This is a genomic window from Streptomyces sp. NPDC006879 (assembly GCF_042869595.1).
Classification (GTDB): Bacteria; Actinomycetota; Actinomycetes; order Streptomycetales; family Streptomycetaceae; genus Streptomyces.
Genome location: NZ_JBIAGC010000008.1, coordinates 1 through 21949, shown reverse-complemented (window position 1 = coordinate 21949; position 21949 = coordinate 1). Strand labels below are relative to the sequence as shown.

The window sequence follows — 21949 nt, the reverse complement described above, 5'->3', positions numbered from 1 at the left end:
ATGAGCACCCCCACCACTCCCCAGCCGCCGCCTCGTCCCCGGCTCGGCGTGTTCAAGTTCGCCTCGTGTGACGGCTGTCAGCTCACACTCCTGGACTGTGAGGACGAACTGCTCGACATCGCAGGAGAGTTGGAGATCGCCCATTTCGCCGAGGCGTCCAGTTCGGCCGCACCCGGCCCGTACGATCTGGTGCTCGTCGAGGGCTCCGTCAGCACCCCCGAGCACGTGGAGCGCATCCGTCGCATCCGGGCCGACTCCCGCCACCTTGTGACCATCGGCGCCTGCGCCACCGCCGGCGGCGTGCAGGCCCTGCGCAACTACGCTGATGTCGAAGGGTACTTGGCGACCGTCTATGCCCGTCCCGACTACATCGCGACCCTGGCGGACTCCACGCCCATCTCCGCCCACGTGCCCGTCGACTTCGAGCTGCGTGGATGCCCCATCGACCGTGGTCAGCTGCTGGAGGTCATCACGGCCTTCCTCGCCGGACGTAAACCCGGCATTCCCAACCATGCCGTGTGCTTCGCCTGCAAGCAGCGGGGCAACGTCTGCGTCACCGTCGCCCACGGCACACCCTGCCTTGGGCCCGTCACGCATGCGGGCTGTGGGGCGCTGTGCCCGACCTACGGACGTGGCTGCTACGGCTGCTTCGGACCCGCGGGGACGACGAATCTCCCCGCGCTGATCCCGCTCCTGCACCGCGACGGGATGGACGAGGAGGACATCGGCCGGTTCTTGCACACCTTCAACGTGGCCGCCTTCACCGCGGTCGAGGAACAGGGGCCGGGTGTGACGGACGAGAAGGAATCCGGATGAGCCAGCCCACCCGACGCTCCCACGTGTTGCGCATCCCCGCGCTGACCCGTGTGGAAGGCGAGACCGCGGTCCACCTGAAGATCCAGCACAACTCCGTCACCGAGGCGCGCCTCGCGATCTTCGAGCCACCGCGGTTCTTCGAGGCCTTCCTGCGGGGTAGGGCCCACAGCGAGCCTCCCGACCTGACCTCCCGTATCTGCGGAATCTGCCCGGTGGCCTACCAGATGAGCGCCTGCCGGGCGATCGAGGACGCGTGCGGTGTCACTGTTGACGGTCAACTGGCAGCCTTGCGACGCCTGTTGTACTGCGGAGAATGGATCGAGAGTCAGACGCTGCACATCCAGCTGTTGCACGCACCGGACTTCCTCGGCCACGACGACGTGATCGCCCTGTCACGCTCCTATCCGGAGCATGTCCAGCGCGGACTGCGGCTGAAGCAGACCGGCAACGCCCTGGTCGAACTGCTCGGGGGGCGCGCGATCCACCCGATCAACGTGCGCCTCGGCGGATTCCACCGCACTCCGACCCTTGCCGAACTCCGCCCGATGGCAGAACGACTGCGCACGGCCCTCGACGATGCCTGGGACACGGTGCGCTGGGTCGCAGGCTTCGAGTTCCCCGACGCCGAGTGCGTGGCGGACTTCCTCGCGCTCACCGAAGCCGGAACCTACGCCATCGAGTCGGGCCTCCCGACCGTGCTCAGGTACGGCGCCGGAGCCATGGTCCGCAGCTTCCAGCTCCAGGACTTCTCCGCGCACGTGACGGAAGAACAGGTCCACCACTCCACCGCGCTCCACTGCCGGCTGGACAGCCGGAGGTATCTCACCGGCTCACTCGCCCGCTGGGCCGTCAACGGTCACCTGCTCTCCCCGTTGGCGCGGGAGGCGGCCCGGGAAGCCGGACTGGGAGAGCCCCCGTCGCATGCGGGTGAGTCACGCGGTGAAGCCTGCCGCAACCCCTACCGGAGCATCCTCGTGAGGGCCGTGGAGGTGCTGTACGCCGTGGAGGAGGCGAGCCGCATCATCGAGGCGTACCAACCCCCGGAACGCCCCTACCTGGAGGTGCCCGCCAGAGCCGGCACCGGACACGGCGCCACCGAAGCTCCGCGCGGCCTGCTCTACCACCGCTACGCGCTCGACGACCAGGGATGCCTCACCGATGCTCGCCTGTTCCCGCCGACCGCGCAGAACCAGGGCGCCATCGAAGAGGACCTGCGCCGGATCGTGCAGCGGGCTCTTGACCGTGGAGTGACGTCCGAGGCCGAGCTCACCCGGCTGTGTGAGCGGGCGGTCCGCAACCACGATCCGTGCATCTCATGCTCGGCCCACTTCCTGGAGCTTGAGGTGGAGCGCCCGCCACCGCAGCCCACGAAGTGACCAAGACCAACGCTGCGCTTCCCCCCGCAACGACCGGGCGTCACGCGCTCCACGGGCGCGCCCACGCGGCGAGATCAGGAGCGTCGGCCGCGGGCGTTGGTGCCCGGGCCGGCGGCCAGGGCTGCCTGGATACGTCCGCGGACCTCGGTGGTCAACGCCCGCAGCCGCGCGGAAGCGGCCGGAAGAGGTGCCTCTGGGGCTTCGATGCGGTGCGCTGACGCCGGCAACTGGGCGAGATCGGCTTCGAAGCGGGCGCGGGCAGCGGCGAGGGAGCCTGGCGGGCCCGTTCGCTCGCCGTCGCGCATCACCGTGGTCAGGAGCGGCTCCGCATCGCCGGGCGGCTCCTCATCGAGCAGTGCGATGACATCCCGGCACCCGGGCCGGCGGAACACCTGCTTGGCTGCCGGGGCGGTGACCTTCGCGGACGACAGCTTCATCACCGGATCGCCGTCGTACGCGACCAGCTTGTACGCCGCGTCCAGATAAGGGGCGTCCGCGGCTACGCCCACGCGCGTGCCGACTGCGAAGACGTCGATCGGCGCCCCGCTACGGACCAGTGAGGCGACGGCGTACTCGTCGAGGCCGCCGCTCGCGATGATCTGGACGTCCCTCAGACCGGCCGCGTCGAGCAGGGACCGCGACTGGCGGGCGAGCGCGCCGAGGTCACCGCTGTCGAGACGGATCGCGCAGCCCGGTCCACGGCGCAGATCCCCCAGGACGCGGGCAGCAGCCATGACGCCGGCCTCAGTGTCATAGGTGTCGACGAGGAAGGTGAGCGGACCGGGGTGAGCGCGAGCGAACGCGCGGAAGGCATCCTCCTCGCTGGCGAAGGCCTGGACGTAGGAGTGAGCCATCGTGCCGGACGCGGGGATGCCGAGCTCTGCGGCTGCGGCGACGTTGCTGGTCCCGGCAAACCCCACCAGCGCACCCAGTCGCGCGGCCTGTAGCCCGGCCTGCGGGCCGTGCGCGCGGCGCAGCGAGAAGTCCCACAGCGGACGTCCCCGCGCAGCGACCACGCATCGGGCCGCTTTCGAGGCGACCGCCGTCTGGTGGCACATCTGGGTGAGCAGATACGTCTCGACGAGTTGGGCCTGCGCCAGCGGGGCGGTGACTTCCAGGAGGGGCTCGCCGGCGAAGACGAGTCGGCCCTCGGGAACCGCCCGCACCTCCCCCTTGAAGCGGAGGTCCAGCAGATCGGCCAGTGCCCCCGGGGCGCGGTGCAGCACCCGCGCGAACTCCCGGACATCATCCGAGGTGATCCGGAACCGGGAGAGGTAGCCCAGGGCGGGCTCAAGCCCGGCTGCGACGAGGAACCCGCGGCCCGGTGGCAATTCTCGGACGAACAGGCTGAAGGTGGCCGGTGCGTGCATGCCTTCGCGCAAGTACGACATCGCCATCGTCACCTCGTAGAGGTCGGTGGTCGTCGTCTCGGACATACCACCAGCCTGGCCGTGCCCGGCTGGTTCGGCATGGGCCCTTCGGGCCATCGCCTACCCCACGCGGCCCTGTCCTTGGCACGCACCTACGGGCTCTTCTTGGAATAGGACTGCGCTCACCCGGAGCCGCCGGGGAGTGAACAACGGAAGGTGAGCGAGGAGGACGCAGGCCCCCGGAACCCGACCCGAAGACCGCGTGGTGCGCGCCGTCGGCGCGCCCCGGCCGGACACGGTGTGCGGCCGACCCGCATCAGCGCCACAGCGACGACGGAGGACGTCATGGCCACCATCCGACGCGTCGTGCCGTTCGCAGAACTCGGACGGCAGGACGTCAGCCGCATCGGAGGCAAGAACGCCTCCCTGGGTGAGCTGACCACTGCTCTGTCCGCTGCCGGGGTACGCGTGCCTGCGGGCTTCGCCACCACGGCCGGGGCCTACGGAGAGCTGTTGAGTGGCCACGGACTGCGCCGACGCATCGAGGAGCAGATCGGGCGCCTGCACGAAGGGGCGCCCCTGGACGAGGTCGGAGCCGCCATCCGCGCGATGATCCGCGCCGAGCCGCTGCCCGTGGAACTCCGGGCCGAGATCGTCAGCGGGTACGAGCAGCTGGCCCTTGGGCAGGGCCGGAAGGAACCCGAGGTCGCAGTCCGAAGCAGCGCGACCGCCGAGGACCTGCCCGAGGCCAGCTTCGCCGGCCAGCAGGAGTCCTATCTGAACGTACGGGGGCCCGCCCAACTGCTGGAGTCCTGCCACCGGTGCTACGCGTCGCTGTTCACTGACCGTGCGATCGACTACCGGGAGCGCATGGGGTTCGACCACCTCGCCGTGGCGCTCTCCATCGGCGTCCAGATCATGGTCCGCTCGGACCGTGCCGGGGCCGGCGTACTCTTCACCCTCGATCCCGAGAGCGGCTTCCCCGAGGTCATCGTGGTCAGCGCAGCCTGGGGCCTGGGTGAGACCGTCGTCAGCGGGCAGGTCGACCCCGACGAGTACACCGTGTTCAAACCGGGCCTGAAGGACCGGGTGCCGGAGCCGGTGATCGATGTGCGGACCGGCTCCAAACGGCAGAAGGCCGTCTACGCCGAGCACGGGCTGACCCGGATCGTCGAGACCACCGCCGAGGAACGATCGCGGCGCGTCCTGAACGACGAGGAAGTCAAGCTCCTGGCCGACTGGGCCTGCGCCGTGGAAGAGCACTACGGCTGCCCCATGGACCTGGAATGGGCCAAGGACGGGCTCACCGGAGACCTGTGGATCGTCCAGGCCCGGCCCGAGACCGTGCAGTCCAGGCGCCGTACCTCGATGCTGCGCCGCTGCCGACTGACCTCCACCCGGGGCAGCTCCCTGATCGAGGGCATCGCGGTCGGTGAGGCCATCGGGCGCGGAGTCGTGGTCGGTCTGGACTCGCCCGTCGACCTCGACCGGTTCCCCGCCGGCGCAGTGCTCGTCACCGGCATCACCGACCCGGACTGGGAACCGATCATGAAGAGGGCCTCCGCGATCGTCACGGACCACGGAGGCCGCACCTCGCACGCAGCCATTGTCAGCCGCGAGCTCGGTGTCCCCGCGGTCGTCGGCGCCGGCAGGGCCACCGAGCTGCTGCGTGACGGACTGGAGGTCACCGTCTCCTGCGCCGAGGGCGATCGAGGTCAGGTGTATCCGGGGCTGCTCGACTACGAGGAGACCGAGACCGACCTTGCCGACCTGCCCCGCACCCGGACCCAGGTCATGTTGAACCTCGCAGATCCGTCCGCGGCATTGCGGTGGTGGCGGCTTCCAGCTGATGGCGTGGGGCTCGCCCGCCTGGAGTTCATCGTCGCGCACCAGGTCAAGGCCCACCCGATGGCACTGCTTCACCCCGAACGACTGGACCGCGAGGACCGTCGAGCGATCGACGACCTCACCGCGGGTTACCCCGACCGAAGCCAGTACTTCGTCGACCGCCTCGCCCGTGCGATCGCGCGGATCGCCGTCTCCCGCTGGCCCGCGCCCGTCGTCGTCCGCACCAGCGACTTCAAGGCCAACGAGTACGCGCGGCTCCTCGGCGGCCGACCGTTCGAGCCGGCAGAAGCAAATCCGATGATCGGCTGGCGTGGCGCGAGCCGCTACTACAGCGAGGGCTACCGGGAGGGATTCGCCCTCGAATGCCGCGCACTGCGCCGGGTCCGCGAGGAGATGGGCCTGCAGAACGTCATCGTGATGATCCCGTTCTGCCGCACCCTCGAAGAGGCCGACGAGGTCCTGCGGGTCATGGCGGAACAGGGGCTGCACCGAGGCCGGAACGGACTGAAGGTGTACGTCATGGCGGAGATTCCCGCCAACATCATCCTGGCTGAGGAGTTCGCCGAACGCTTTGACGGGTTCTCCATCGGCAGCAACGACCTCACCCAGCTCACCCTCGGAGTCGACCGCGACTCCGAAGCCCTCGCTCACATCTTCGACGAGAGTGACCCGGCTGTCATGACCTTGATCGAGACGCTCGTCGCGCGTGCCCGGTCCACGGGCGTCACGGTCGGCCTGTGTGGCCAACGGCCCAGCGACGACCCGTCCTTCACGGAGTTCCTGGTCGGTACCGGTATCGACTCGATCTCCGTCGCACCTGACAGCTTCGCTGCAGTGAAACAGCACGTGGCCGCAGCCGAGTCGAAGCGCAACAGCCCCGAGCAGCCGGCGCCGGCCGGTGCCCGAAGGGCCCCAGTGGATCTGTCGGCGGGCGGATGAGCGGAGCAACGGAGAACCACGTGCCGGGAACGGCGAGAAGGCGCAGGTACCGCCCCCTCCCGGAGCCCATCCACGAACTGTGTCGCTTCTACGGGAAGCGCACCGAGAAACGCGAGGAGTGAATCACCATGACCCCCAAGCGCGTGCTGGTCGCCTACGGCACCAAGCATGGAGCGACGGCAGGAATCGCCGAGCAGATCGGCACGTCCCTGCGCGAGGACGGCCTCGACGCCGTCGTGCTGCCCGCCGACGACGTGGACGACGTAAGGGACTATGACGCCGTAGTGCTCGGCGGAGCCCTGTACGCGGGGCACTGGAGCCGCAAGGCCAAGCGTTGCGCAGAACGCAACGCCGACTCCCTCAAGCATCGCCCGGTATATCTGTTCAGCAGCGGACCCCTGGACAGTTCCGCCGAACAGCAGGACGTTCCCCCGGTGCCGGCGGTAGCACAACAGATGGAGCGGTTGGGTGCCCGCGAACACGCCACCTTCGGAGGGAGCGTCACCGCGCAGACGCCGGGTCTCATGGCTCGCGTACTGGTCCGCTCGGGCAAGGCCGGTGACTTCCGCAACCCGGAGCGGATACAGAGCTGGGCCCACCACATCAGCGCCGAGCTCGCCACACTCCCGTGAGCGGCTCGGCACGGCCCACACACCCGGAGGCACGACATGCCTGAGGCGCATTCGGCGGAGGGCCGCCCGCGCCGGTTGTTCGGTCGGCGCTCCAACGAACTGCGTCGCGCCGCCGATCGCGCACGTGGTCGCTGGCTCGCTGCCCTCAGAGTTCTCCCGCTCGTCGCAGTCCTCTGCGGCATCGCCATCGCGATGGTGGTGTGGAACGCCGAGCAGCGTTCCGCTCAAGCCCAGGCGCTGCACCGGCACCGGATCGAGGCGCGCACGGTCGGCCAGGCCGACCGTGCCCTTCCCGTACGGTTCAACGGACCGCAGGTGGCGACTGCGCGGGCCACCTGGGAGTACCCGCCCTCCCAGCGGCACGTCGACACGGTTGTGGTTACGGCAGGTACGCCAGCCGGCGGGAAGGTCCTGGTCTGGGTCGACGACACGGGACAGCAGGCTGCCGGGCCCCGGCCCGACGCCGAAGTGGCCACCACTGCGGTCGCGGCCGGCGCCGCTGCCTTCGGAGTGCTCGTGCTCGGCGGCGGCACAGCCGTCTGGAGCGGGCTCCGCCGCGTCGAGAGAAGCAGCCTTGCCGCCTGGGGACGGGACTGGGAAACGCGTGGAGCCGATCTGGTCCGGTCGCTTGCGCAGGGCACCCGGCAACGAGGACGGATGAGGCCCCCTCACCCGTGTGACCCCCCCCGGCCAACGCCGCGGCCACACTGGGGGCGACGACTGGTTCACATCGGCTTCGTGAGTATCCCCCCGTGGGTGGTGGCTTCCGATCCGTACGTGCGCCTCAGTCATGGGCGATGACGGCGACAGGCGAGACCGAGTGGTGCATCACGGCATGGGCGATGGGGCCGATGCGGGTGCCGAACGCGGAGGGGCGGATGCGGCGACCTACGACGACGAGGGCGGCTGCGGAGGCCGCGTCGAGGATCTGAAGCGCGGACTGGCCGATCGTGACCCTGCGGTCGATCTTCACCGAGGGGTACCTCTCCTGCCACGGGCTCATCAGCTGGTCCAACGTGCCGGTGATGCCTCGGACCATCTCCTGCTGAATGCCCGGGTCGAGGGCCGGCGCGTAGCTGAGGATGGGGGGCGGCGACCAACCGTGGACGACCACGAGCGGACAACGCCGCAGCGAGGCCTCCTCGAAGGCGAAGGAGAGGAGCCGGTCGCAGGACTGGTGGACGTCGACACCGGCCACCACGGGCCCGCGGTCGCGGGTACCGTCGGGCGGTTCGCCGGTGTGGTCTACCGACCGGACCAGGACGACGGGGCGCTCGCTCTGGGCGATGGTCGTCGAGCCGGTGGATCCGATGAGGAACCCGGCGACGCTGCCGAGCGCGCGGGAGCCGAGAACGAGCATGACCGACTCCTCGGCGGCCTGCGCGAGCGCCACGGAAGGCAGCCCGCCGCCCACCTGGCGGGTGTCCACCGTCAAGGACGGGTGTGCGCGACGCACCTCCTCGGCGGTCTCCTGCAACACGCCCTGCGCCCAGCGTCGACGTTCGTCGGTGGTCGCGACGGGGAGGGGCGGATTCTCCAGCCACTCCTGCGCGTGTACCAGGTCCAGGCGGGCGCCGTGGAGCTCGGCCTCCCGTGCCGCCCAACGGGCCGCGGCCGTTCCCTGAGGAGACCCGTCAAGGCCGACGGTCACTCGGTTCGCCATGGTCCCCATCTCCTCGTGAGATGTGTGGTCTCCCGTTCACTCCACAGTGGCCGCTGGCGGACTGGGCTTGAAGGGCCGGACGGCCCCCAGTCGGCCCGACCGGCACCTGTCGGGGGTGGCCCGCCGTCCGCACGCCCGTCGGGCTCCTGTTCTCGTCGGCTGCTCGGGCGCAGGAGACGCACGTGCAACGTCCGCCGGCTGCCGTGGCCGTCGGGTGCCGCACCGACGAGCAGGGTGCTGTGACGGGGCCCAGACTGAAAACGGGGTACCGGCGTGAGGAGTAGCCATGACCACCGCACGGGACATCATGCACAGCGGCGCCAGTTGCGTTCAGGAGACCGAGACGCTCATGGACGCGGCTCGGCGGATGAGCGAACTGGATGTGGGCGCACTGCCGATCTGTGGACCCGACGACCGTCTGCACGGCATCATCACCGACCGTGACATCGTCCTGAAGTGTCTGGCCAAGGGCAAGGATCCGCACCACATGACGGCCGGCCAGCTGGCGCAGGGCAAGCCCGTCACGGTCGACGCGGACGTGGACGCCGGCCAGGTGTTGCGCACGATGGAGGATCACCGGATCCGGCGCGTCCCGGTCATCGCCGACCACCGCCTCGTCGGGATGATCAGCGAGGCGGATCTTGCCCGGCACCTGTCCGAGGAGCAGGTGGGCCACTTCGTGGAGAAGATCTGTGCGCGTCGGTGAGCCAGGTGCCCCGACGTTGCGGGTCTATGTGTGCGCGATGACGGCGACGGGGGCCTGGGCGTGATGGAGGACCGCGTGGGTGACCGGTCCGATGTGTGTGCCGAGCGAGGAAGACCGAATGCGTCGGCCCATGACGAGGAGACCTGCTGCGGAGCCGATGTCCAGCAGTTCGGTGGCGGCGTGCCCGATGCTGGCCCGTCCAGTGACCTCGACGGCCGGGTACTTGTCCCGCCAGGGCCCAAGGACCTCCTCCAGGGCAGCCTTCGTGCTCATTTCGAGCTGAGCGCGAACGCGCGGATCGAACCCCGCTCCGTATCCCATCAGCGGCGGTGTCGAGCAGGCGTGCAGGACGTGGAGGGGGCGCGAGCGCAGCGCCGCTTCCTCGAACGCGAAGGCCAGTAGCGCGTCACAGGGCTGACCGATGTCGACGCCCACCACCACGTCGCGGGCCGCGTGCCGGCTGTCGGGGTGCGGCGCCGCACCCTCGCTCGCCCGCACCATGACCACCGGACGTTCGGTCGCCTGGATGACCGCCAGGCCGACGGATCCGAGAACGTACCCCGTGAGGGGGGACCGGCCCCGAGAGCCGAGGACGATCATGGCCGCGCCGGCTGCGACGCTGGCGAGTACGGCGGCCGGCTTGCCGTCGAACGAGCGCGTGTCCACGTCCAGTTCGCGGTAGTTCGCGCGCAGCTCCGTTGCAGCTTCGTCTAGTACCGTCTGCGCCCAGTGGCGGCGCACGTCGGTCGTGGGGACGGGGATGTCGGCGGGGGACGACCACTGCTCGGCATGGACGAGGTGGAGCGCCATGCCGCGCAGCAAGGCCTCCCGAGCGGCCCAGTGGGCTGCCGCGAGGCCTTCGGCGGATCCGTCGAGGCCGACGATGATTCGATCGCTCATGATGGCTTTCCTCGGGGTGATCGGGGATGAAAGGGGCTCGTGCTGCGGATGCGGTTCCGCTCCGCCTCGGTCGAGGCAGCGCGGGTGGTAAGCCGGTTGCGGGCCTTGAGAGTTCTCAAGGTGGCGGCAGGCGGAGGCGGAACGCGCAGCTCAGTTCCACCGGACTGTCAGGCCGCGCTTGTGTCGTCCACGGCGTACCCGAGGCGTTGGGTGACGCAGACCACGCCGTCCACGGTGCGGCAGAGCCGTTCGATCAACGGGATGAGACTCTTGAAGTCGACGGTTCCGTGGAGTTCGACCTGGCCGTCGGTGACCTCCACGGTGATGGCCGCGGGGCTCTGGCGCAGGCCGAGGTCGAGGACGTCACCCATGATCTCCTGGCGGATGTCCTCATCCTCCCGGAGGAAGATCCGCAGGAGGTCCCGGCGGCTGACGATGCCGATCAGTGCGTCCGAATCGTCCACGACCAGGAGCCGTTTGACCCCTTGGGTATCCATCAAGCGGGCTGCTTCAGCGACGGTCCAGTCCGGTCTGGCGCACACCGGAGGGGAGGACATCAGCTCTTCGGCGCGAGTACCGGAAGCCTTGCCCTCCTCCCAGGCCTCCCGCTCGGGCAGCGACCGGAAGTAGTCCCCTTGGGCTGCTGACTTGGGCAGCAGGTCACGTTCGGAGATCACCCCGATCGGGTGGCCGTCATGGTCGACGACCGCGACGGCCGAAACCTGATGCTCCGCCAGCGTCCGTGCGATCTCCTTGAACTGCGCGCTGTAGGGGACGGTGACGACCTCACGGGTCATCAGCTCCCTTATTTCTCGATGCCTCATGTCCTTCTCCTGAACTTTTCCTCGGTGACAGTGCGGGAGCCGAACGACACGTCGTCCTGCTCGAAGTCGAGTCGGTCGATCACGTCGACGACCCCGTCGACGCTCTGACAGAGGCGCAGTACGACGGGAACCAGGCTGCGCCGGCTCACGGTGCCGCTGAGCGTCACGAGCCCGTCAGCCACCTCGACGGTCAGCGAGGAAGGGCGCAGGCCGAGGGTGCGCGTCAGCACGTCTTCGAGGATCTCCTCCTGGATCGCACGGTCCCTGCGGAGGAAGAGCTGCAACAGGTCGCCGCGGCTCAGGACGCCGACCAGACGGTCAGCGGCGTCCACCACGGGCAGCCTCTTGACCTGTGCCTTGCGCATCACGCGCGCTGCCCGCACGACGCTCCACTCGCGACGGGCGGTGACCGCCGGGCTGGTCATGAGGTCAGCGGCGGTGTTCGTGCCACTGCCGGCGAGGGGCCGGTGCAGCAGGTCCGCTTCGGAGACGACACCCACCGGTCGTCCGGCTTCGTCCAGCACCGGCACGGCGGAGATGTCGAACTCCTTGAGCAGCCGGGCGATCTCCTTGAAGGAGGTGCCGCGCTGGACGCTGACTGCGGAGGGTGTCATCAGGTCGGCGACACTGTGGTGCCTCATCTTCGGCCCCCTCGTGCGATCTCCCGGGCCGGGGTTCTGCGGCCTGCCGAGGCGACGGCGTCGGTCATGACACCGTTGGCGGTGCACATGCTTCACCTCTTCTGCGCAGCGGCTCGTGAAGGCGTTGGGCGCCGGCCCGGGCGCCCGCTGCGGGAGGGGTGGCGGGGCCGTTCCCGCACTGTTGCCCGGGCGCCGAGCGTGCTTTGATGTAGGTGACGGGAAGAGTCCCTGATGAGGATGCGGAGAAGCGGCCTGAGCCGTGCACCGCACAATCGGGATCCGCGAGAAGCGGGTAGCGGGCTCTTTCCGTCTCCTGGCGTGGGGGTTCAATGCGCGGCACGGTGCGGGTGGGGGGCCGTAGCGAGGTCGTCGACGGCGAATTCGAGGGCCTGGTCGACGCTGACGACTCCGTCCACCGACTGGCACAGTCGTTCCACAAGCCCGATGGTGGACCGCTCCTCGACCTGGCCGCTCAACGAGACGACGCCCTCGTGCACGGTCACCGTAACGCCGCTCGGATTGATCCTGAGCGTGCGCCCCAGGACGTCGTCGACGATTTCGTCGCGTATGGCGTCATCACGGCGGAGCATGGGGCGCAGCAGGTCGGAGCGGCTGACGATGCCCACCAGAGCGCCGGTCTCGTCGACCACCGGTAGTCGTTTGACACCCCTCTCGTGCTGGAAGCGCGCCGTCTCGACGATGCTCCACTCCGGCCGCGCGGTCAGGACGGGGCCGGACATCAAGTCGCCGGCCGTGCGGGCGTCCATCGCGGCTTCGTCCAGGGGCGTCGCGGTGTGCAGCAGGTCGCGCCCTTCGGTATCGGGCAGGCTGGCCTGTCGGCGTAGCAGGTCCGCTTCGGAGACTATGCCGATCGGGTGGCGCCGGGCGTCCACGACGGGCAGCGCCGAGACCCCGTTGTGGTCGAGGCCCCAGGCAACGGCCTTCAGCGACGCCTCAGGAGGGACCGTGGCCACGTCCCTGGTCATGACATCTGCGACGGTGCGATGAGACATGGTCCGATCTCCCTTGGGGCGTGGCGTCAGTCGTGGGTGACGACCGCTACGGGCGCGGCGGCGTGGTGCAGGACCGCATGGGTCACCGGCCCCAGATGGGCTCCGAGCGGGGAACGGCGCAGACGCCGCCCCACCACGACCAGGTCCGCGCCCATCGAGGCCCGGATGAGTTGCTGGCCCGCGTGCCCGGTGAAGGCCTGGTGGGTAACGCTCAGGTCAGGGAACTTGTGGCGCCACGGCAGGAGTACCTCGTCCAGCATCTGTGTGACGTTCCGGCCGACCTCCCGCTCGTCTTCAGGGTCGAAGAAGGGGGCGTACTGGTACATGGAGGGCATTTTCCAGCCGTGGACCGCGCGCAGGGCGCATCCCCGACGGGTGGCCTCCTCGAAGGCGAACGCCAGGACCTTGTCGGCCGCCTCGTGGATGTCGACGCCGACGACGATCTCCTTGTACGGCGCGGGCTCGGCGTGCTCGGCGGCGTCCGTTGCCCGTACCAGAACCACCGGTGTCTCGACGGCGGCGAGCGTCGACATGCTCACCGAGCCCATGAGGAAGCCGACGAGGCCGCCCACCCCGCGGGAGCCCAGAACCAGCAGTCCGGCGTCGGCCGCCTCCGCGGCCAGTGCCGCCGCAGGCCGGCCGGCCAGGCATCGCGTGGAGATCTCCAGCTCCGGGTGCAGGGACCGTATGTCCTCCCGGGCCTCGGTGAGGGTCTCGTCCGCCCACCGGTCGGCGCCCTCGTGGCTCACCCGCGGGACCGCAGGGCTCAGCGGCCAGTCGACGGCGTGCACCAGGCGCAGCGGAACCCCTCGCAGGGCAGCCTCACGGGCGCCCCAGCGGGCCGCGGCCCGGCTCTCCGGGGAGCCGTCGACGCCGACGCTCACATGGTGCTTCACGGTAAGTTCCTCCTTGGTTGGCCCAGGACTGCTGTCCGGTTCCAAGGTTGGTTCCCGATGCATCGATCGAGGAGGGGCCAAGTGGCCCCATATGGGTCCGACCAGCCCTGTTGCCGCGTCACCTGGCCGTGTGGCCCCCACCCCCCCCGTGACGGTCACCGGGATGTTGACCGGTCACTGCGCTCTGACGTGGTGGATCCGGGGTCGTCAACGCGGGAAGACAGGCGGGGGAGCACGGCGACCACTCCGTCGAGTTGGCTGACGAGGTGGATCAGGACGCGGACCTGCCCGGGCCCCTCTACCTCGCCCTCCAGTGTGACCACACCGTCGAGCACATGCACGGACACTGCTTCCGTAGGCGCCTCCACGACGTCCACGAGCACGTCCTCGACCTGCCGCCGAATCTCCGCATCCGGCCGCAGGAAGACCCCGAGGAGGTCACGGCGGGTGACGATGCCGACCAGACGGCTGACGTCGTCCACCACCGGCAGGCGTTCCACACCCCTGCGTGCCATCAGGCGGGCGGCGGCTGCCGCTGTCTCGTCGACGCCGACCGTCACCGCCGGCGCCGACATGATCTCGCCCGCTGTCATGACCTCGCCGGCGGTGACCACCACGTTGGACGGGCCTTCGGCCGTGCTGCCGCCGGCACCGGGGGGAACGGCCGTCAGGGGATGCTCGGCGACCTCCCGGCCGATCAGGTCGCTCTCGGAGACGACGCCCAGGACCCGGTCCCCGTCGTCGAGAACCGGTAGACCGCTGACGTCGTGCTGGGCGAGCAGCTTGGCGACATCCTTGAATGGAGTGGAGGTGATGACCGAGACGACCTCGTCGGTCATCAGGTCTCCCACCTTGATGCGTTTCACGGGGACACCTCCTGCCGGGGCGGTGGTCACACTCGTGCGAGCGGGCCGAAGGCCGCCCCGGAACCCACGATCCGCCGGTTCGCCGGGAGAGGAGGAGGGCCGAACGGTCCGCAGCCGGGACCGGTCGGACCTGCGTCGTGCCCGCCGGGTGCGAGTCGGACACCAGGGGGACCTTCGGCCCCCTACGGGGTACCTGAGAGGCCCTCTCGGCGGCCAAGTGGGCGGTGCCAGCCTGAGAACGTCCGGTGGGCGGCTATCGGCAGTACTTCCAGGAGGAAGCATGGAGGGCACAACGAGCAGCTTGGAACTCGGCTCCGTCATCGTCGGGGTCGATGGTTCGGCTTCGGCCCGTCGGGCAGTGTTGTGGGCGGCGCAGGAGGCCGTCCGCCGAGGCCGGCCACTGCACGTCGTGTACGGGGCGGACACGGACGGTCGGGCCCTGTACGCCTCGGCGCAGAGCATCGAAGGGGTCCGGGTGGCCGGCCGGGAGTTGCTGGACCTCACAGCCAGGACTGTGAAGGAACGTTTCCCCGGACTGCGGGTCGACACCGAGTTCAGCCGCAGCGGGCCCGTCGAGAGCCTCCACCGGTCCGCCGGACTGCACGGCACGATCGTGGTGGGCAGCCGCGGGATCGGCGGGTTCGGATCGCTGATGCTCGGCTCGGTCGGGCTGAAGGTCGCCGCGGGTGCGAGGACCTCCGTCGTCATCGTCAGGGGCGCCGAGGAGAGCGCCGAGACGGGCGTGGTGCTCGCTGCCATCCGTGACGAACACGACCTGCCGTGCGCTCGCTACGCCGCGCGCGAAGCCGAACTCCGAAAGAGCTCGCTTCGGCTGCTGCACGTGTGGAACATCCTGCAGTCCGTCGGCGAGGTCGTCACCCTGCTCGACGACGTGGAGGAGATCGCCAGCCAGCACGTCCACCATCTGAACGCGGTGGCGCACCGGATCCGTGAGGAGTTCCCGGACCTGAGCGTGCAGGCAGACGCCGAGAAGAGCGTGTCCGTGGCCGGGATCCTCGTAGAAGCCACCCAACACGCGGACTTGCTGGTGATGGGTGGTCGCCGGTCGCCGGGCTACCTGGGCCCCACCCTCGGGCGCGTCACGCACACCCTGGTCCACCACGCACACTGCCCCGTGCAGCTCGTTCCGCGCCATCACCACGAGCACGGGAGGCAGTCGTGACGAGCGCCCGCGAACGACACGAGATCGTCGTCGGCATCGACCCGGCCAGAGACTGGCGTCTGCCGGTCGCTTGGGCGGTGGACGAGGCCGAGCGGCGCCGGCTCGCGTTGCGGCTCGTCGCCGCCGTACCACCCGGACACGGCACACCGCACGCCGACGACACCCGCCGAAGCAACGCCCGGCACCAGGCGGCGTCGAAAGCCCTCGATGCCGCCGCAGCCTGGAGCCGGGAGCGACACCAGCAGGCCGACCCGGTCACGGAAGTGGTCGACGGTTTCCCCGCGCCGATCGTAGCGCGACTGTCCGAACGAGCCCGCATGATCGTCCTCGGCTCCCGTCACCTGAGCCGTACCTCGGAGTTCTTCAGCGCGGGCTCCCTGGTGGTTCCCGTCAGCGCACAGGCTCGGTGTCCCGTCGTCGTCGTGGCGGAAGCCGAGCACGTCACGCAACAGCCGCCCTACCTGGTCGTGGGCATCGACGGGAGCGAATCGGCCAAGGCGGCGCTGGCCCTGGCGTTGGAAGAGGCCGATCTCAGAGGCGCCGCGTTGCGCGCCGTCTCGGTGTGGCAGCCACCGCTGTTCCCGTTCCGCGACGAGGAGGCCGAACTACAGGCGCAACGACGGATGCTGTCCGAAACGACGGCCGGTTGGTCGCAGAAGTACCCCGACGTCACATTGACGCACGAGGTTCTGAGCGGACACCCGGTGGAGGAGCTCGCCGGCGCCGCCGAGCACGCGCTGGCCGTGGTCGTAGGCCGTCGGGGCCGCGGCGGATACACCGGCATGCGGCTCGGGTCCGTGGTCCACGGGCTGTTGCACCGGGCGCACTGCCCGGTGATCACGGTTCCTGAGGTGTGAGAGTGACGTGACGCAGCCCGCCCCCCAGCGGTTGACCGTCCCCTCAACGCCGCGAGAGGGGCTGACGGAGAGCGAGGCCGCCGCCCGGCTCGCGGAACACGGCCGCAACGAAGTCGCGGCCGGCCAGGCCGTGCCGCTGTACGCCAGGGTGCTCGCACAGTTGCGGGACGCGTTGATCCTGGTCCTGTTGGGTGCCGTGGCGCTGACCCTCGCGATCGGAGATCATGCCGACGCCGTGGTGATCGCGCTGGTGATCGTGGTGAACACCTCGGTCGGCGTGGCCCAGGAGATCAGGGCTGACAACGCGGTGACCGCGCTGTCAGCCATGTCCGCGCCCCGTGCCCGGGTGCTACGCGGTCGCGCCCCACAGGAGATACCAGCCGTGTCCGTCGTCCCCGGCGACGTGCTTCTCCTCGGCGAAGGGGACATCGTCGCCGCCGACGCCGAACTGGCCGAAGCCTCGGCACTGCTGGTCGACGAGTCCATGCTGACCGGCGAATCCGTACCCGTGGACAAGGACGCCGGCGCGCGGCTGAGTGCCGGCACCATCGTCGTGCGCGGAAGGGGCGTGGCAACGGTGACGGCCACCGGAGCCGACAGCGCCCTCGGCCGCATCGCGGCCCTCCTCGACAACAAACGCGAACCAACCCCCCTCCAGCGCCGCCTCGGATCCCTCGGCCGCGTCCTCGCCGTGGTCACTCTCGCCCTCTGCCTGATCGTCTTTGTCCTGGGCCTGCTGCGAGGGCTGCCGGCCGGCACCATGGCGGTGACGGCGATCAGCTTGGCGGTGGCGGCGGTTCCCGAATCCCTCCCGGCCGTGGTCACCTTGGCCCTGGCGTTGGGCGCGCGGCGCATGGTGGACCGTCACGCCCTGGTGAGACGGCTGCCCGCCGTGGAATCGCTGGGCTCGGTGACGGTGCTGGCCACCGACAAGACCGGCACTCTCACGGAGGGGCGCATGGTGGTCCAGCACGTGTGGACCCCGCGCGGCACCGTCGACTTCTTCGGCGCCGGGTACGAGCCAGAAGGCGACGTATGCGTCGATGACAGGCCGCCGAGCGTCGAAGAACTCGATCTGGCTCGAATGCTGTTGACCGCGGCTGCCCTCTGCAACGACGCGGGGCTGCGACCACCGCAGCCCGGGTCGCAGGAGGAGAGCCGCTGGAGCGCGGTCGGAGATCCGATGGAGGCCGCACTGCTGGTGGCGGCCATCAAGGCCGGCTGCCCGGACCTGGCCAGCCTCCAGCGGGGACACCCCAGAATCGGCGAGGCTCCCTTCGACAGTCTGCGCAAGCGGATGACCACCCTGCACACCACGCCCTCGGGCCAGGTGCTCGTGTGCGTCAAGGGGGCACCGGAGGTGGTACTGGACGCCGCAGTCCTCGGCGAAGGAACCGATCTGCTCCGCGGCGCCCGGCAGGAGGCGGCACGGCTGGCCGCCCACGGATACCGGGTCCTGGCGGTCGCCTCGGGCACCCGGGACGACGCCCCGCCCGATGCCGCCGACGCGGAATCGGGGCTGCGCCTGCTCGGCCTGGTCGCGATGAGCGACCCGCCCAAGCCCCATGCGGCCGCAACCCTCGCCGCCTGTCGCGCCGCGGGCATCACCCCGGTGCTCATCACCGGCGACCACCCCGCCACGGCACGGGCGATCGCCACCCGGGTCGGCCTGTTGGGCGAGGAGCAAGGGGAGCAGCACGTCGTCACCGGCTCGGACGTCACCGCCGGGCGGGTCTGCGACCTCACCGCCGTCCAGGTGTTCGCCCGCACGACCCCGCAGCAGAAACTGGACATCGTGCAGGCTTGGCGTTCACGCGGCGAGATCACCGCGATGACGGGAGACGGGGTCAACGACGGCCCGGCCCTCCGGCGGGCGGACATCGGCGTGGCCATGGGGCGACGCGGTACCGAGGTCGCCCGGCAGGCCGCCGATCTGGTCCTCACCGATGACGAGCTGTCCACCGTGGTCGTCGCCGTGGAGGAAGGCAGGCGCGTCTACGACAACATCCGCCGCTTCCTCGTCTACGGACTCGCCGGCGGTGCGGCGGAGATCCTCGTGATGCTGGTCGGCCCCCTCCTGGGACTCGCCCTGCCGCTGCGGGCGGGTCAGATCCTGTGGATCAATCTCCTCACCCACGGACTGACCGGTGTGGCCATGGGAGCCGAACCGGTTGCGCCCGGGGCGATGCGCCGGCCCTCCCGGCCACCGGGGCAGCAGATCCTCGGTGGCGGAGCCTGGCAGAGGCTGCTCCTCCTGGCGGCGGTGGTCACGGCGTCGAGCCTCGGCGCCGGGGTCGTGGCACGCAACTGGGGCCTGCCCTGGCAAAGCGTGATCTTCCTCGCGCTGCTGGCCGGCCAACTCGGTGTGGTGCTGGGGCTGCGCACCCGCCTGCTGACCCGCCAGAACCTCTTCCTGCCAGCGGCCGTGTCAGCGTCGGCCCTGCTCGCCGTGGTCGCGCTCTACGCCCCCTTCCTCCGGGCCGTGCTGGAGACCGAACCGGTCGGCTGGAGTGGTGCGGCGCTCACGGCAGCGGGCGCCATGACGGGATTCGCCGCGGCCCGGCTCACGAGGTCCGCGTCCGACAAGGAGGAGCGATGAGTACGCACGAGGGCGTGGGTGGAATCCACGCGCACCTGGGCGACCAACTCGTGGTGGGAGGCCCGACGGTCGGGAAACCCGGCCGCGACGGCGAAGTGGTCGGCCTGCACCACGACGACGGGACCCCGCCGTACGACGTCCGGTGGTCCGACACGGGGAGGACCACACTCTTCTTCCCCGGCCCAGATGCCCATGTGCGGCACTTGGGCGACGTCGAGGGGCGACCGGCCGGCCACCGTGGGCAGCGGCCCGCCGAGTCCTCGGGTCGGGACGGCGGCGGCGCGTAGCGGCTGCGGGCGCCGGCGGTCCGCCACCGTGGCGCTCCGCCGTGTGCGCGGGTGACGGCGAGGGGTTCGGCCGGGGTAGACCGCCCATCACCGTCCTGGGAGGTCGTGGCATGCGGCGGGGCCGGGCCCGACCTGCCCCGCCGCATGCCACGGTCTGCTGAACCTGCTGACGCGTTCGTGGCGGGGCGTGAGGGCACGGGCCCGGTCAGGAGAGCCCGGACATCTGCCTCAGGTGGCCGTTCCCGCCGGCCCCTCGCGCTCTACCCGCACGTCCACGACCCCTTCCACGGCACGGACAGCGCCGGCGATCAGCGGTGCCAAGGCCCGGTCCTGGGGACCGCCCCGCAAGGTCACGACACCGTCCTGGACCGCGCAGTCCATGCCCGACGGGAGAGCTGGATCTGCGAGGACGGCCAAGCGGACCTCTTCCTCGATCTCCTCGTCGGGCCGCAGGAACACCTTCAGCAGATCGCTGCGGCTGACGACACCCTCCAGCATGCCGATATCGTTCACCACCGGAAGCCGCTTGACGCCTCGGTGGGCCATGACGCGGGCGGCCTCTGCGATCGTCGAATCGGGGTGCACGGTGACCGCGGGGCTGGACATCAGCTCCTCGGCGAGCACCGCTGCCGCCTTCGACGCCTCGGTCATCTCTTCCGGAACTCTCGGTCCACCCCGGCGGTACTCCTCCTTGGGCAGCAGATCCGCTTCGGAGACGACGCCCACCACCCGGCCCTCACCTTCGAGGACCGGCAGCGCGCTCACCTTCCACTGCTGCATCAGCTCGACGATCTCCTTGTACGAGGCCTCGCGGCCGATGGCGACGGCGGTTTGAGTCATGACGTCGCTGACGGTGTACTGGGATGCGGCCACGGCCAACTTCCTGACGTGAGTCTCTTGACGGTGAGGATCGATCCCGATCACAGGGGGTTGCCAGCGCCGGTGGCGGCGTAGAGGTCAAGGAGGCGGCTGCGGGCGGCCACGAGCCGGTCGGCGAGGACCTGGCCCACCCAGTGCCCCATGACGGAACCGAATCTCGTGTCGGCGTCCATCATTCTCCGCACGGCCATGGCGTCGAACTCGTGGGCCCGCACGGGGCTCATCGCCTCCGCGCCGAACTGCCAGACGTAGGGAGGGAACAACCACGACCAGCCGACCAGCTCGCCGGAGCCGAGCTTCTCGATCATTGCGGGCGACCGGCCGGGCACGTGGACGTCGAGGCCGACCGTGCCGGATCGCACGATCCAGAAGCGGTCAGCTCGGCCTCCCTCATCGAAGATGCGCGCGCCGACGGGGAAGCCGACCTCGCGAGCGGTGTCCGTCAGACGGGCGCGGTACTCCGAAGGAAGAGCGGCTGCTATCCGGGTGGGGGAAGGTGTGCTCATGGCGGTCTCCGTTCCGGTCCGCCTCCAGTTTGGGGCAATCACACAACCGCGGGGATGGGCCGATCGGCCCAGGTGGTGGCCCCACCGGCCTATGACCCGACGACGTCGGGCGGTGGACAGTGTGTACAAGCGGGACCTGTCCTCGCCGGTCGAACCCGGTCACCCACAAAGGAGCGTGCACGATGTTCTGGCCCCACCAAGGCATGGGCGCGTGGAGCTGGGTGGCCATGTCGTTCACCCTGGTCCTCGTGGTGGCCCTGGCCACCGCCGTCGTCTGTCTGTTCCTGCGCAACGCCGACCGTCTCGCGGGCCCGACAGGGCCCAGGGCGACCCCGTCCGCCAGGCAGCTGCTCGCGCAGAGGCTCGCCCGGGGCGAGATCGACGAAGAGGAGTTCGAGCGGCTCTTGATGGTGCTCCGCAAGCACGAGCCGGGTCGAAGCGGGTCCGGAGTCGGGGACGGCTGAACTCGCCCCTACTGTCGCGGCGCGACGAGGCGGCAGTCACGGATCGCTTCGGCAGTCACGGATCGCTTCGGCAACCCGGAAGAGGGAGGCTGAGCAAGGGACGCGGATGATGGACCAGGAAGCGAGGCGAGGGACGGCTCCCGGCAATGCATCCGGGGCGGGGAACCCGCGCATGAAGCCGTTGGGCCGCGGTGAGGCCTTGCGTCTGCTCGCCACGGTGTCGCTCGGGCGCATCGTCTTCACCCAGCACGCCCTCCCGGCTGTGCGACCGGTCAGTCATCTCGTGGACGGGGAGGACATCGTCGTGCGACTCCAGGACGGCGGAGCGCTCGCCTCCTTGACGGCGACGCCCGACGCGCCCAGCATCGTCGTCGCCTACGAGGCGGACACCATCGACCCCGAGACCCACCTCGGCTGGAGCGTGGTGGTCACCGGCTACGTTTCGGTGGTCGCCGAAGAGGAGGGGAGGGACCCCTACGCGACGCTGCTGCTGCCGTGGGTACGTCATGCTGCGACCAGGGCCCTGCGCATCAGGCCCGACCTGGTCACTGGCTTCTTGCTCGTCCTGCCGGAGCAGCCACCCCCGGCGCCCCCGTTATGTTTTCTGCGGTTCCGCAATGGGGCCGCTGGCCTCTGGGCCCGGCATGGCTGTGTCCCCCTGTCGATGGCATGACCTGGGGGGTG

The 21949-nt window shown here is 70.1% G+C and carries 22 protein-coding genes; 12 read left to right on the top strand and 10 right to left on the bottom strand.

Annotation, left to right across the window (positions count from 1 at the left end; all coding sequences use genetic code 11):
* Complete coding sequence (locus ACFYMC_RS08830) at window positions 1-816, top strand: oxidoreductase (RefSeq protein WP_388520972.1); 816 nt, start codon at window positions 1-3, stop codon at window positions 814-816.
* A complete protein-coding gene (locus ACFYMC_RS08825) occupies window positions 813-2192 on the top strand; it encodes a Ni/Fe hydrogenase subunit alpha (RefSeq protein ID WP_388520970.1) in 1380 nt (459 codons plus the stop codon). Before ACFYMC_RS08830 ends, ACFYMC_RS08825 begins: the two co-directional genes overlap by 4 nt.
* Window positions 2193-2266: 74 nt before the next feature.
* On the opposite strand, the gene ACFYMC_RS08820 is transcribed toward ACFYMC_RS08825, so the two are convergent.
* Entirely contained in the window at window positions 2267-3628 is a 1362-nt protein-coding gene (locus ACFYMC_RS08820; protein WP_388520968.1) for a nicotinate phosphoribosyltransferase, read from the bottom strand.
* A 279-nt stretch (window positions 3629-3907) separates the two neighbouring features.
* Between ACFYMC_RS08820 and ppsA the strand changes: the two genes are divergently transcribed.
* The 3 genes from ppsA to ACFYMC_RS08805 all read left to right on the top strand — a co-directional run bounded on the left by ppsA (window position 3908) and on the right by ACFYMC_RS08805 (window position 7782).
* Window positions 3908-6349: a phosphoenolpyruvate synthase gene (gene ppsA, locus ACFYMC_RS08815; RefSeq protein WP_388520966.1), complete on the top strand. Its 2442-nt coding sequence runs from the start codon at window positions 3908-3910 to the stop codon at window positions 6347-6349.
* A gap of 128 nt (window positions 6350-6477) precedes the next feature.
* On the top strand, window positions 6478-6981 hold the full coding sequence (locus ACFYMC_RS08810) for a flavodoxin domain-containing protein (protein ID WP_388520964.1): 504 nt from the start codon (window positions 6478-6480) through the stop codon (window positions 6979-6981).
* Between the two features lie 36 nt (window positions 6982-7017).
* Entirely contained in the window at window positions 7018-7782 is a 765-nt protein-coding gene (locus ACFYMC_RS08805; protein ID WP_388520961.1) for a hypothetical protein, read from the top strand.
* Here ACFYMC_RS08805 and ACFYMC_RS08800 read toward each other — a convergent pair.
* Window positions 7766-8644 carry a universal stress protein gene (locus ACFYMC_RS08800; RefSeq protein WP_388520958.1) on the bottom strand — a complete coding sequence of 293 codons (879 nt, stop codon included), beginning with the start codon at window positions 8642-8644 and terminating at the stop codon, window positions 7766-7768. The genes ACFYMC_RS08805 and ACFYMC_RS08800 overlap by 17 nt on opposite strands.
* Before the next feature lie 286 nt (window positions 8645-8930).
* On the opposite strand from ACFYMC_RS08800, the gene ACFYMC_RS08795 reads away from it, so the two are divergent.
* Window positions 8931-9350 (top strand): CBS domain-containing protein, encoded by a 420-nt coding sequence (locus tag ACFYMC_RS08795; protein WP_388520955.1) that lies wholly within the window; start codon window positions 8931-8933, stop codon window positions 9348-9350.
* Window positions 9351-9374: 24 nt separating this feature from the next.
* Here ACFYMC_RS08795 and ACFYMC_RS08790 read toward each other — a convergent pair whose 3' ends face one another.
* From ACFYMC_RS08790 to ACFYMC_RS08765, 6 genes are all read right to left on the bottom strand, one after another.
* Complete coding sequence (locus ACFYMC_RS08790; RefSeq protein WP_388520952.1) at window positions 9375-10250, bottom strand: universal stress protein; 876 nt, start codon at window positions 10248-10250, stop codon at window positions 9375-9377.
* A gap of 167 nt (window positions 10251-10417) precedes the next feature.
* Complete coding sequence (locus ACFYMC_RS08785) at window positions 10418-11074, bottom strand: CBS domain-containing protein (RefSeq protein ID WP_388520949.1); 657 nt, start codon at window positions 11072-11074, stop codon at window positions 10418-10420.
* Window positions 11071-11715: a CBS domain-containing protein gene (locus ACFYMC_RS08780; protein WP_388520946.1), complete on the bottom strand. Its 645-nt coding sequence runs from the start codon at window positions 11713-11715 to the stop codon at window positions 11071-11073. Before ACFYMC_RS08780 ends, ACFYMC_RS08785 begins: the two co-directional genes overlap by 4 nt.
* A gap of 326 nt (window positions 11716-12041) precedes the next feature.
* Window positions 12042-12728 (bottom strand): CBS domain-containing protein, encoded by a 687-nt coding sequence (locus ACFYMC_RS08775; protein WP_388520943.1) that lies wholly within the window; start codon window positions 12726-12728, stop codon window positions 12042-12044.
* Window positions 12729-12754: 26 nt separating this feature from the next.
* Entirely contained in the window at window positions 12755-13624 is an 870-nt protein-coding gene (locus ACFYMC_RS08770; protein WP_388520940.1) for a universal stress protein, read from the bottom strand.
* Between the two features lie 155 nt (window positions 13625-13779).
* The gene (locus tag ACFYMC_RS08765) at window positions 13780-14490 is read right to left on the bottom strand and encodes a CBS domain-containing protein (protein ID WP_388520937.1); all 711 of its coding nucleotides are present in this window, start codon (window positions 14488-14490) and stop codon (window positions 13780-13782) included.
* Window positions 14491-14770: 280 nt separating this feature from the next.
* On the opposite strand from ACFYMC_RS08765, the gene ACFYMC_RS08760 reads away from it, so the two are divergent.
* From ACFYMC_RS08760 to ACFYMC_RS08745, 4 genes are read left to right on the top strand one after another with little or no spacing between them, the layout of a single operon-like run.
* Window positions 14771-15673, top strand: a complete 903-nt coding sequence (locus ACFYMC_RS08760; protein ID WP_388520934.1) for a universal stress protein — start codon at window positions 14771-14773, stop codon at window positions 15671-15673.
* Complete coding sequence (locus ACFYMC_RS08755) at window positions 15670-16530, top strand: universal stress protein (protein WP_388520931.1); 861 nt, start codon at window positions 15670-15672, stop codon at window positions 16528-16530. The genes ACFYMC_RS08760 and ACFYMC_RS08755 overlap by 4 nt, the downstream gene beginning before the upstream one ends.
* A gap of 7 nt (window positions 16531-16537) precedes the next feature.
* A complete protein-coding gene (locus ACFYMC_RS08750) occupies window positions 16538-19129 on the top strand; it encodes a cation-translocating P-type ATPase (RefSeq protein WP_388520928.1) in 2592 nt (863 codons plus the stop codon).
* On the top strand, window positions 19126-19416 hold the full coding sequence (locus ACFYMC_RS08745; RefSeq protein WP_388520925.1) for a DUF1918 domain-containing protein: 291 nt from the start codon (window positions 19126-19128) through the stop codon (window positions 19414-19416). Before ACFYMC_RS08750 ends, ACFYMC_RS08745 begins: the two co-directional genes overlap by 4 nt.
* 228 nt (window positions 19417-19644) lie before the next feature.
* Here the strand turns inward: ACFYMC_RS08745 and ACFYMC_RS08740 are convergent, their stop codons facing one another.
* Window positions 19645-20289, bottom strand: a complete 645-nt coding sequence (locus ACFYMC_RS08740) for a CBS domain-containing protein (RefSeq protein WP_388520922.1) — start codon at window positions 20287-20289, stop codon at window positions 19645-19647.
* A gap of 47 nt (window positions 20290-20336) precedes the next feature.
* Window positions 20337-20801, bottom strand: coding sequence for a cyclic nucleotide-binding domain-containing protein (locus ACFYMC_RS08735; RefSeq protein WP_388520919.1), 465 nt, complete (start codon window positions 20799-20801; stop codon window positions 20337-20339).
* A gap of 182 nt (window positions 20802-20983) precedes the next feature.
* On the opposite strand from ACFYMC_RS08735, the gene ACFYMC_RS08730 reads away from it, so the two are divergent.
* On the top strand, window positions 20984-21265 hold the full coding sequence (locus ACFYMC_RS08730; RefSeq protein WP_388520917.1) for an SHOCT domain-containing protein: 282 nt from the start codon (window positions 20984-20986) through the stop codon (window positions 21263-21265).
* Between the two features lie 172 nt (window positions 21266-21437).
* Window positions 21438-21938, top strand: a complete 501-nt coding sequence (locus ACFYMC_RS08725; RefSeq protein ID WP_388520914.1) for a pyridoxamine 5'-phosphate oxidase family protein — start codon at window positions 21438-21440, stop codon at window positions 21936-21938.
* Window positions 21939-21949: the final 11 nt, after the last annotated feature.

Excerpts from the sequence above, each read along its gene's own strand:
- ACFYMC_RS08790 (WP_388520952.1), bottom strand. The coding sequence starts at position 10,250 with ATGAGCGATCGAATCATCGTCGGCCTCGACGGATCCGCCGAAGGCCTC.
- ACFYMC_RS08825 (WP_388520970.1), top strand. The coding sequence starts at position 813 with ATGAGCCAGCCCACCCGACGCTCCCACGTGTTGCGCATCCCCGCGCTG.
- ppsA (WP_388520966.1), top strand. The coding sequence starts at position 3,908 with ATGGCCACCATCCGACGCGTCGTGCCGTTCGCAGAACTCGGACGGCAG.
- ACFYMC_RS08735 (WP_388520919.1), bottom strand. The coding sequence starts at position 20,801 with ATGAGCACACCTTCCCCCACCCGGATAGCAGCCGCTCTTCCTTCGGAG.
- ACFYMC_RS08820 (WP_388520968.1), bottom strand. The coding sequence starts at position 3,628 with ATGTCCGAGACGACGACCACCGACCTCTACGAGGTGACGATGGCGATG.
- ACFYMC_RS08800 (WP_388520958.1), bottom strand. The coding sequence starts at position 8,644 with ATGGCGAACCGAGTGACCGTCGGCCTTGACGGGTCTCCTCAGGGAACG.
- ACFYMC_RS08795 (WP_388520955.1), top strand. The coding sequence starts at position 8,931 with ATGACCACCGCACGGGACATCATGCACAGCGGCGCCAGTTGCGTTCAG.
- ACFYMC_RS08775 (WP_388520943.1), bottom strand. The coding sequence starts at position 12,728 with ATGTCTCATCGCACCGTCGCAGATGTCATGACCAGGGACGTGGCCACG.
- ACFYMC_RS08805 (WP_388520961.1), top strand. The coding sequence starts at position 7,018 with ATGCCTGAGGCGCATTCGGCGGAGGGCCGCCCGCGCCGGTTGTTCGGT.
- ACFYMC_RS08780 (WP_388520946.1), bottom strand. The coding sequence starts at position 11,715 with ATGAGGCACCACAGTGTCGCCGACCTGATGACACCCTCCGCAGTCAGC.
- ACFYMC_RS08785 (WP_388520949.1), bottom strand. The coding sequence starts at position 11,074 with ATGAGGCATCGAGAAATAAGGGAGCTGATGACCCGTGAGGTCGTCACC.
- ACFYMC_RS08830 (WP_388520972.1), top strand. The coding sequence starts at position 1 with ATGAGCACCCCCACCACTCCCCAGCCGCCGCCTCGTCCCCGGCTCGGC.
- ACFYMC_RS08725 (WP_388520914.1), top strand. The coding sequence starts at position 21,438 with ATGAAGCCGTTGGGCCGCGGTGAGGCCTTGCGTCTGCTCGCCACGGTG.
- ACFYMC_RS08810 (WP_388520964.1), top strand. The coding sequence starts at position 6,478 with ATGACCCCCAAGCGCGTGCTGGTCGCCTACGGCACCAAGCATGGAGCG.
- ACFYMC_RS08730 (WP_388520917.1), top strand. The coding sequence starts at position 20,984 with ATGTTCTGGCCCCACCAAGGCATGGGCGCGTGGAGCTGGGTGGCCATG.
- ACFYMC_RS08745 (WP_388520925.1), top strand. The coding sequence starts at position 19,126 with ATGAGTACGCACGAGGGCGTGGGTGGAATCCACGCGCACCTGGGCGAC.
- ACFYMC_RS08760 (WP_388520934.1), top strand. The coding sequence starts at position 14,771 with ATGGAGGGCACAACGAGCAGCTTGGAACTCGGCTCCGTCATCGTCGGG.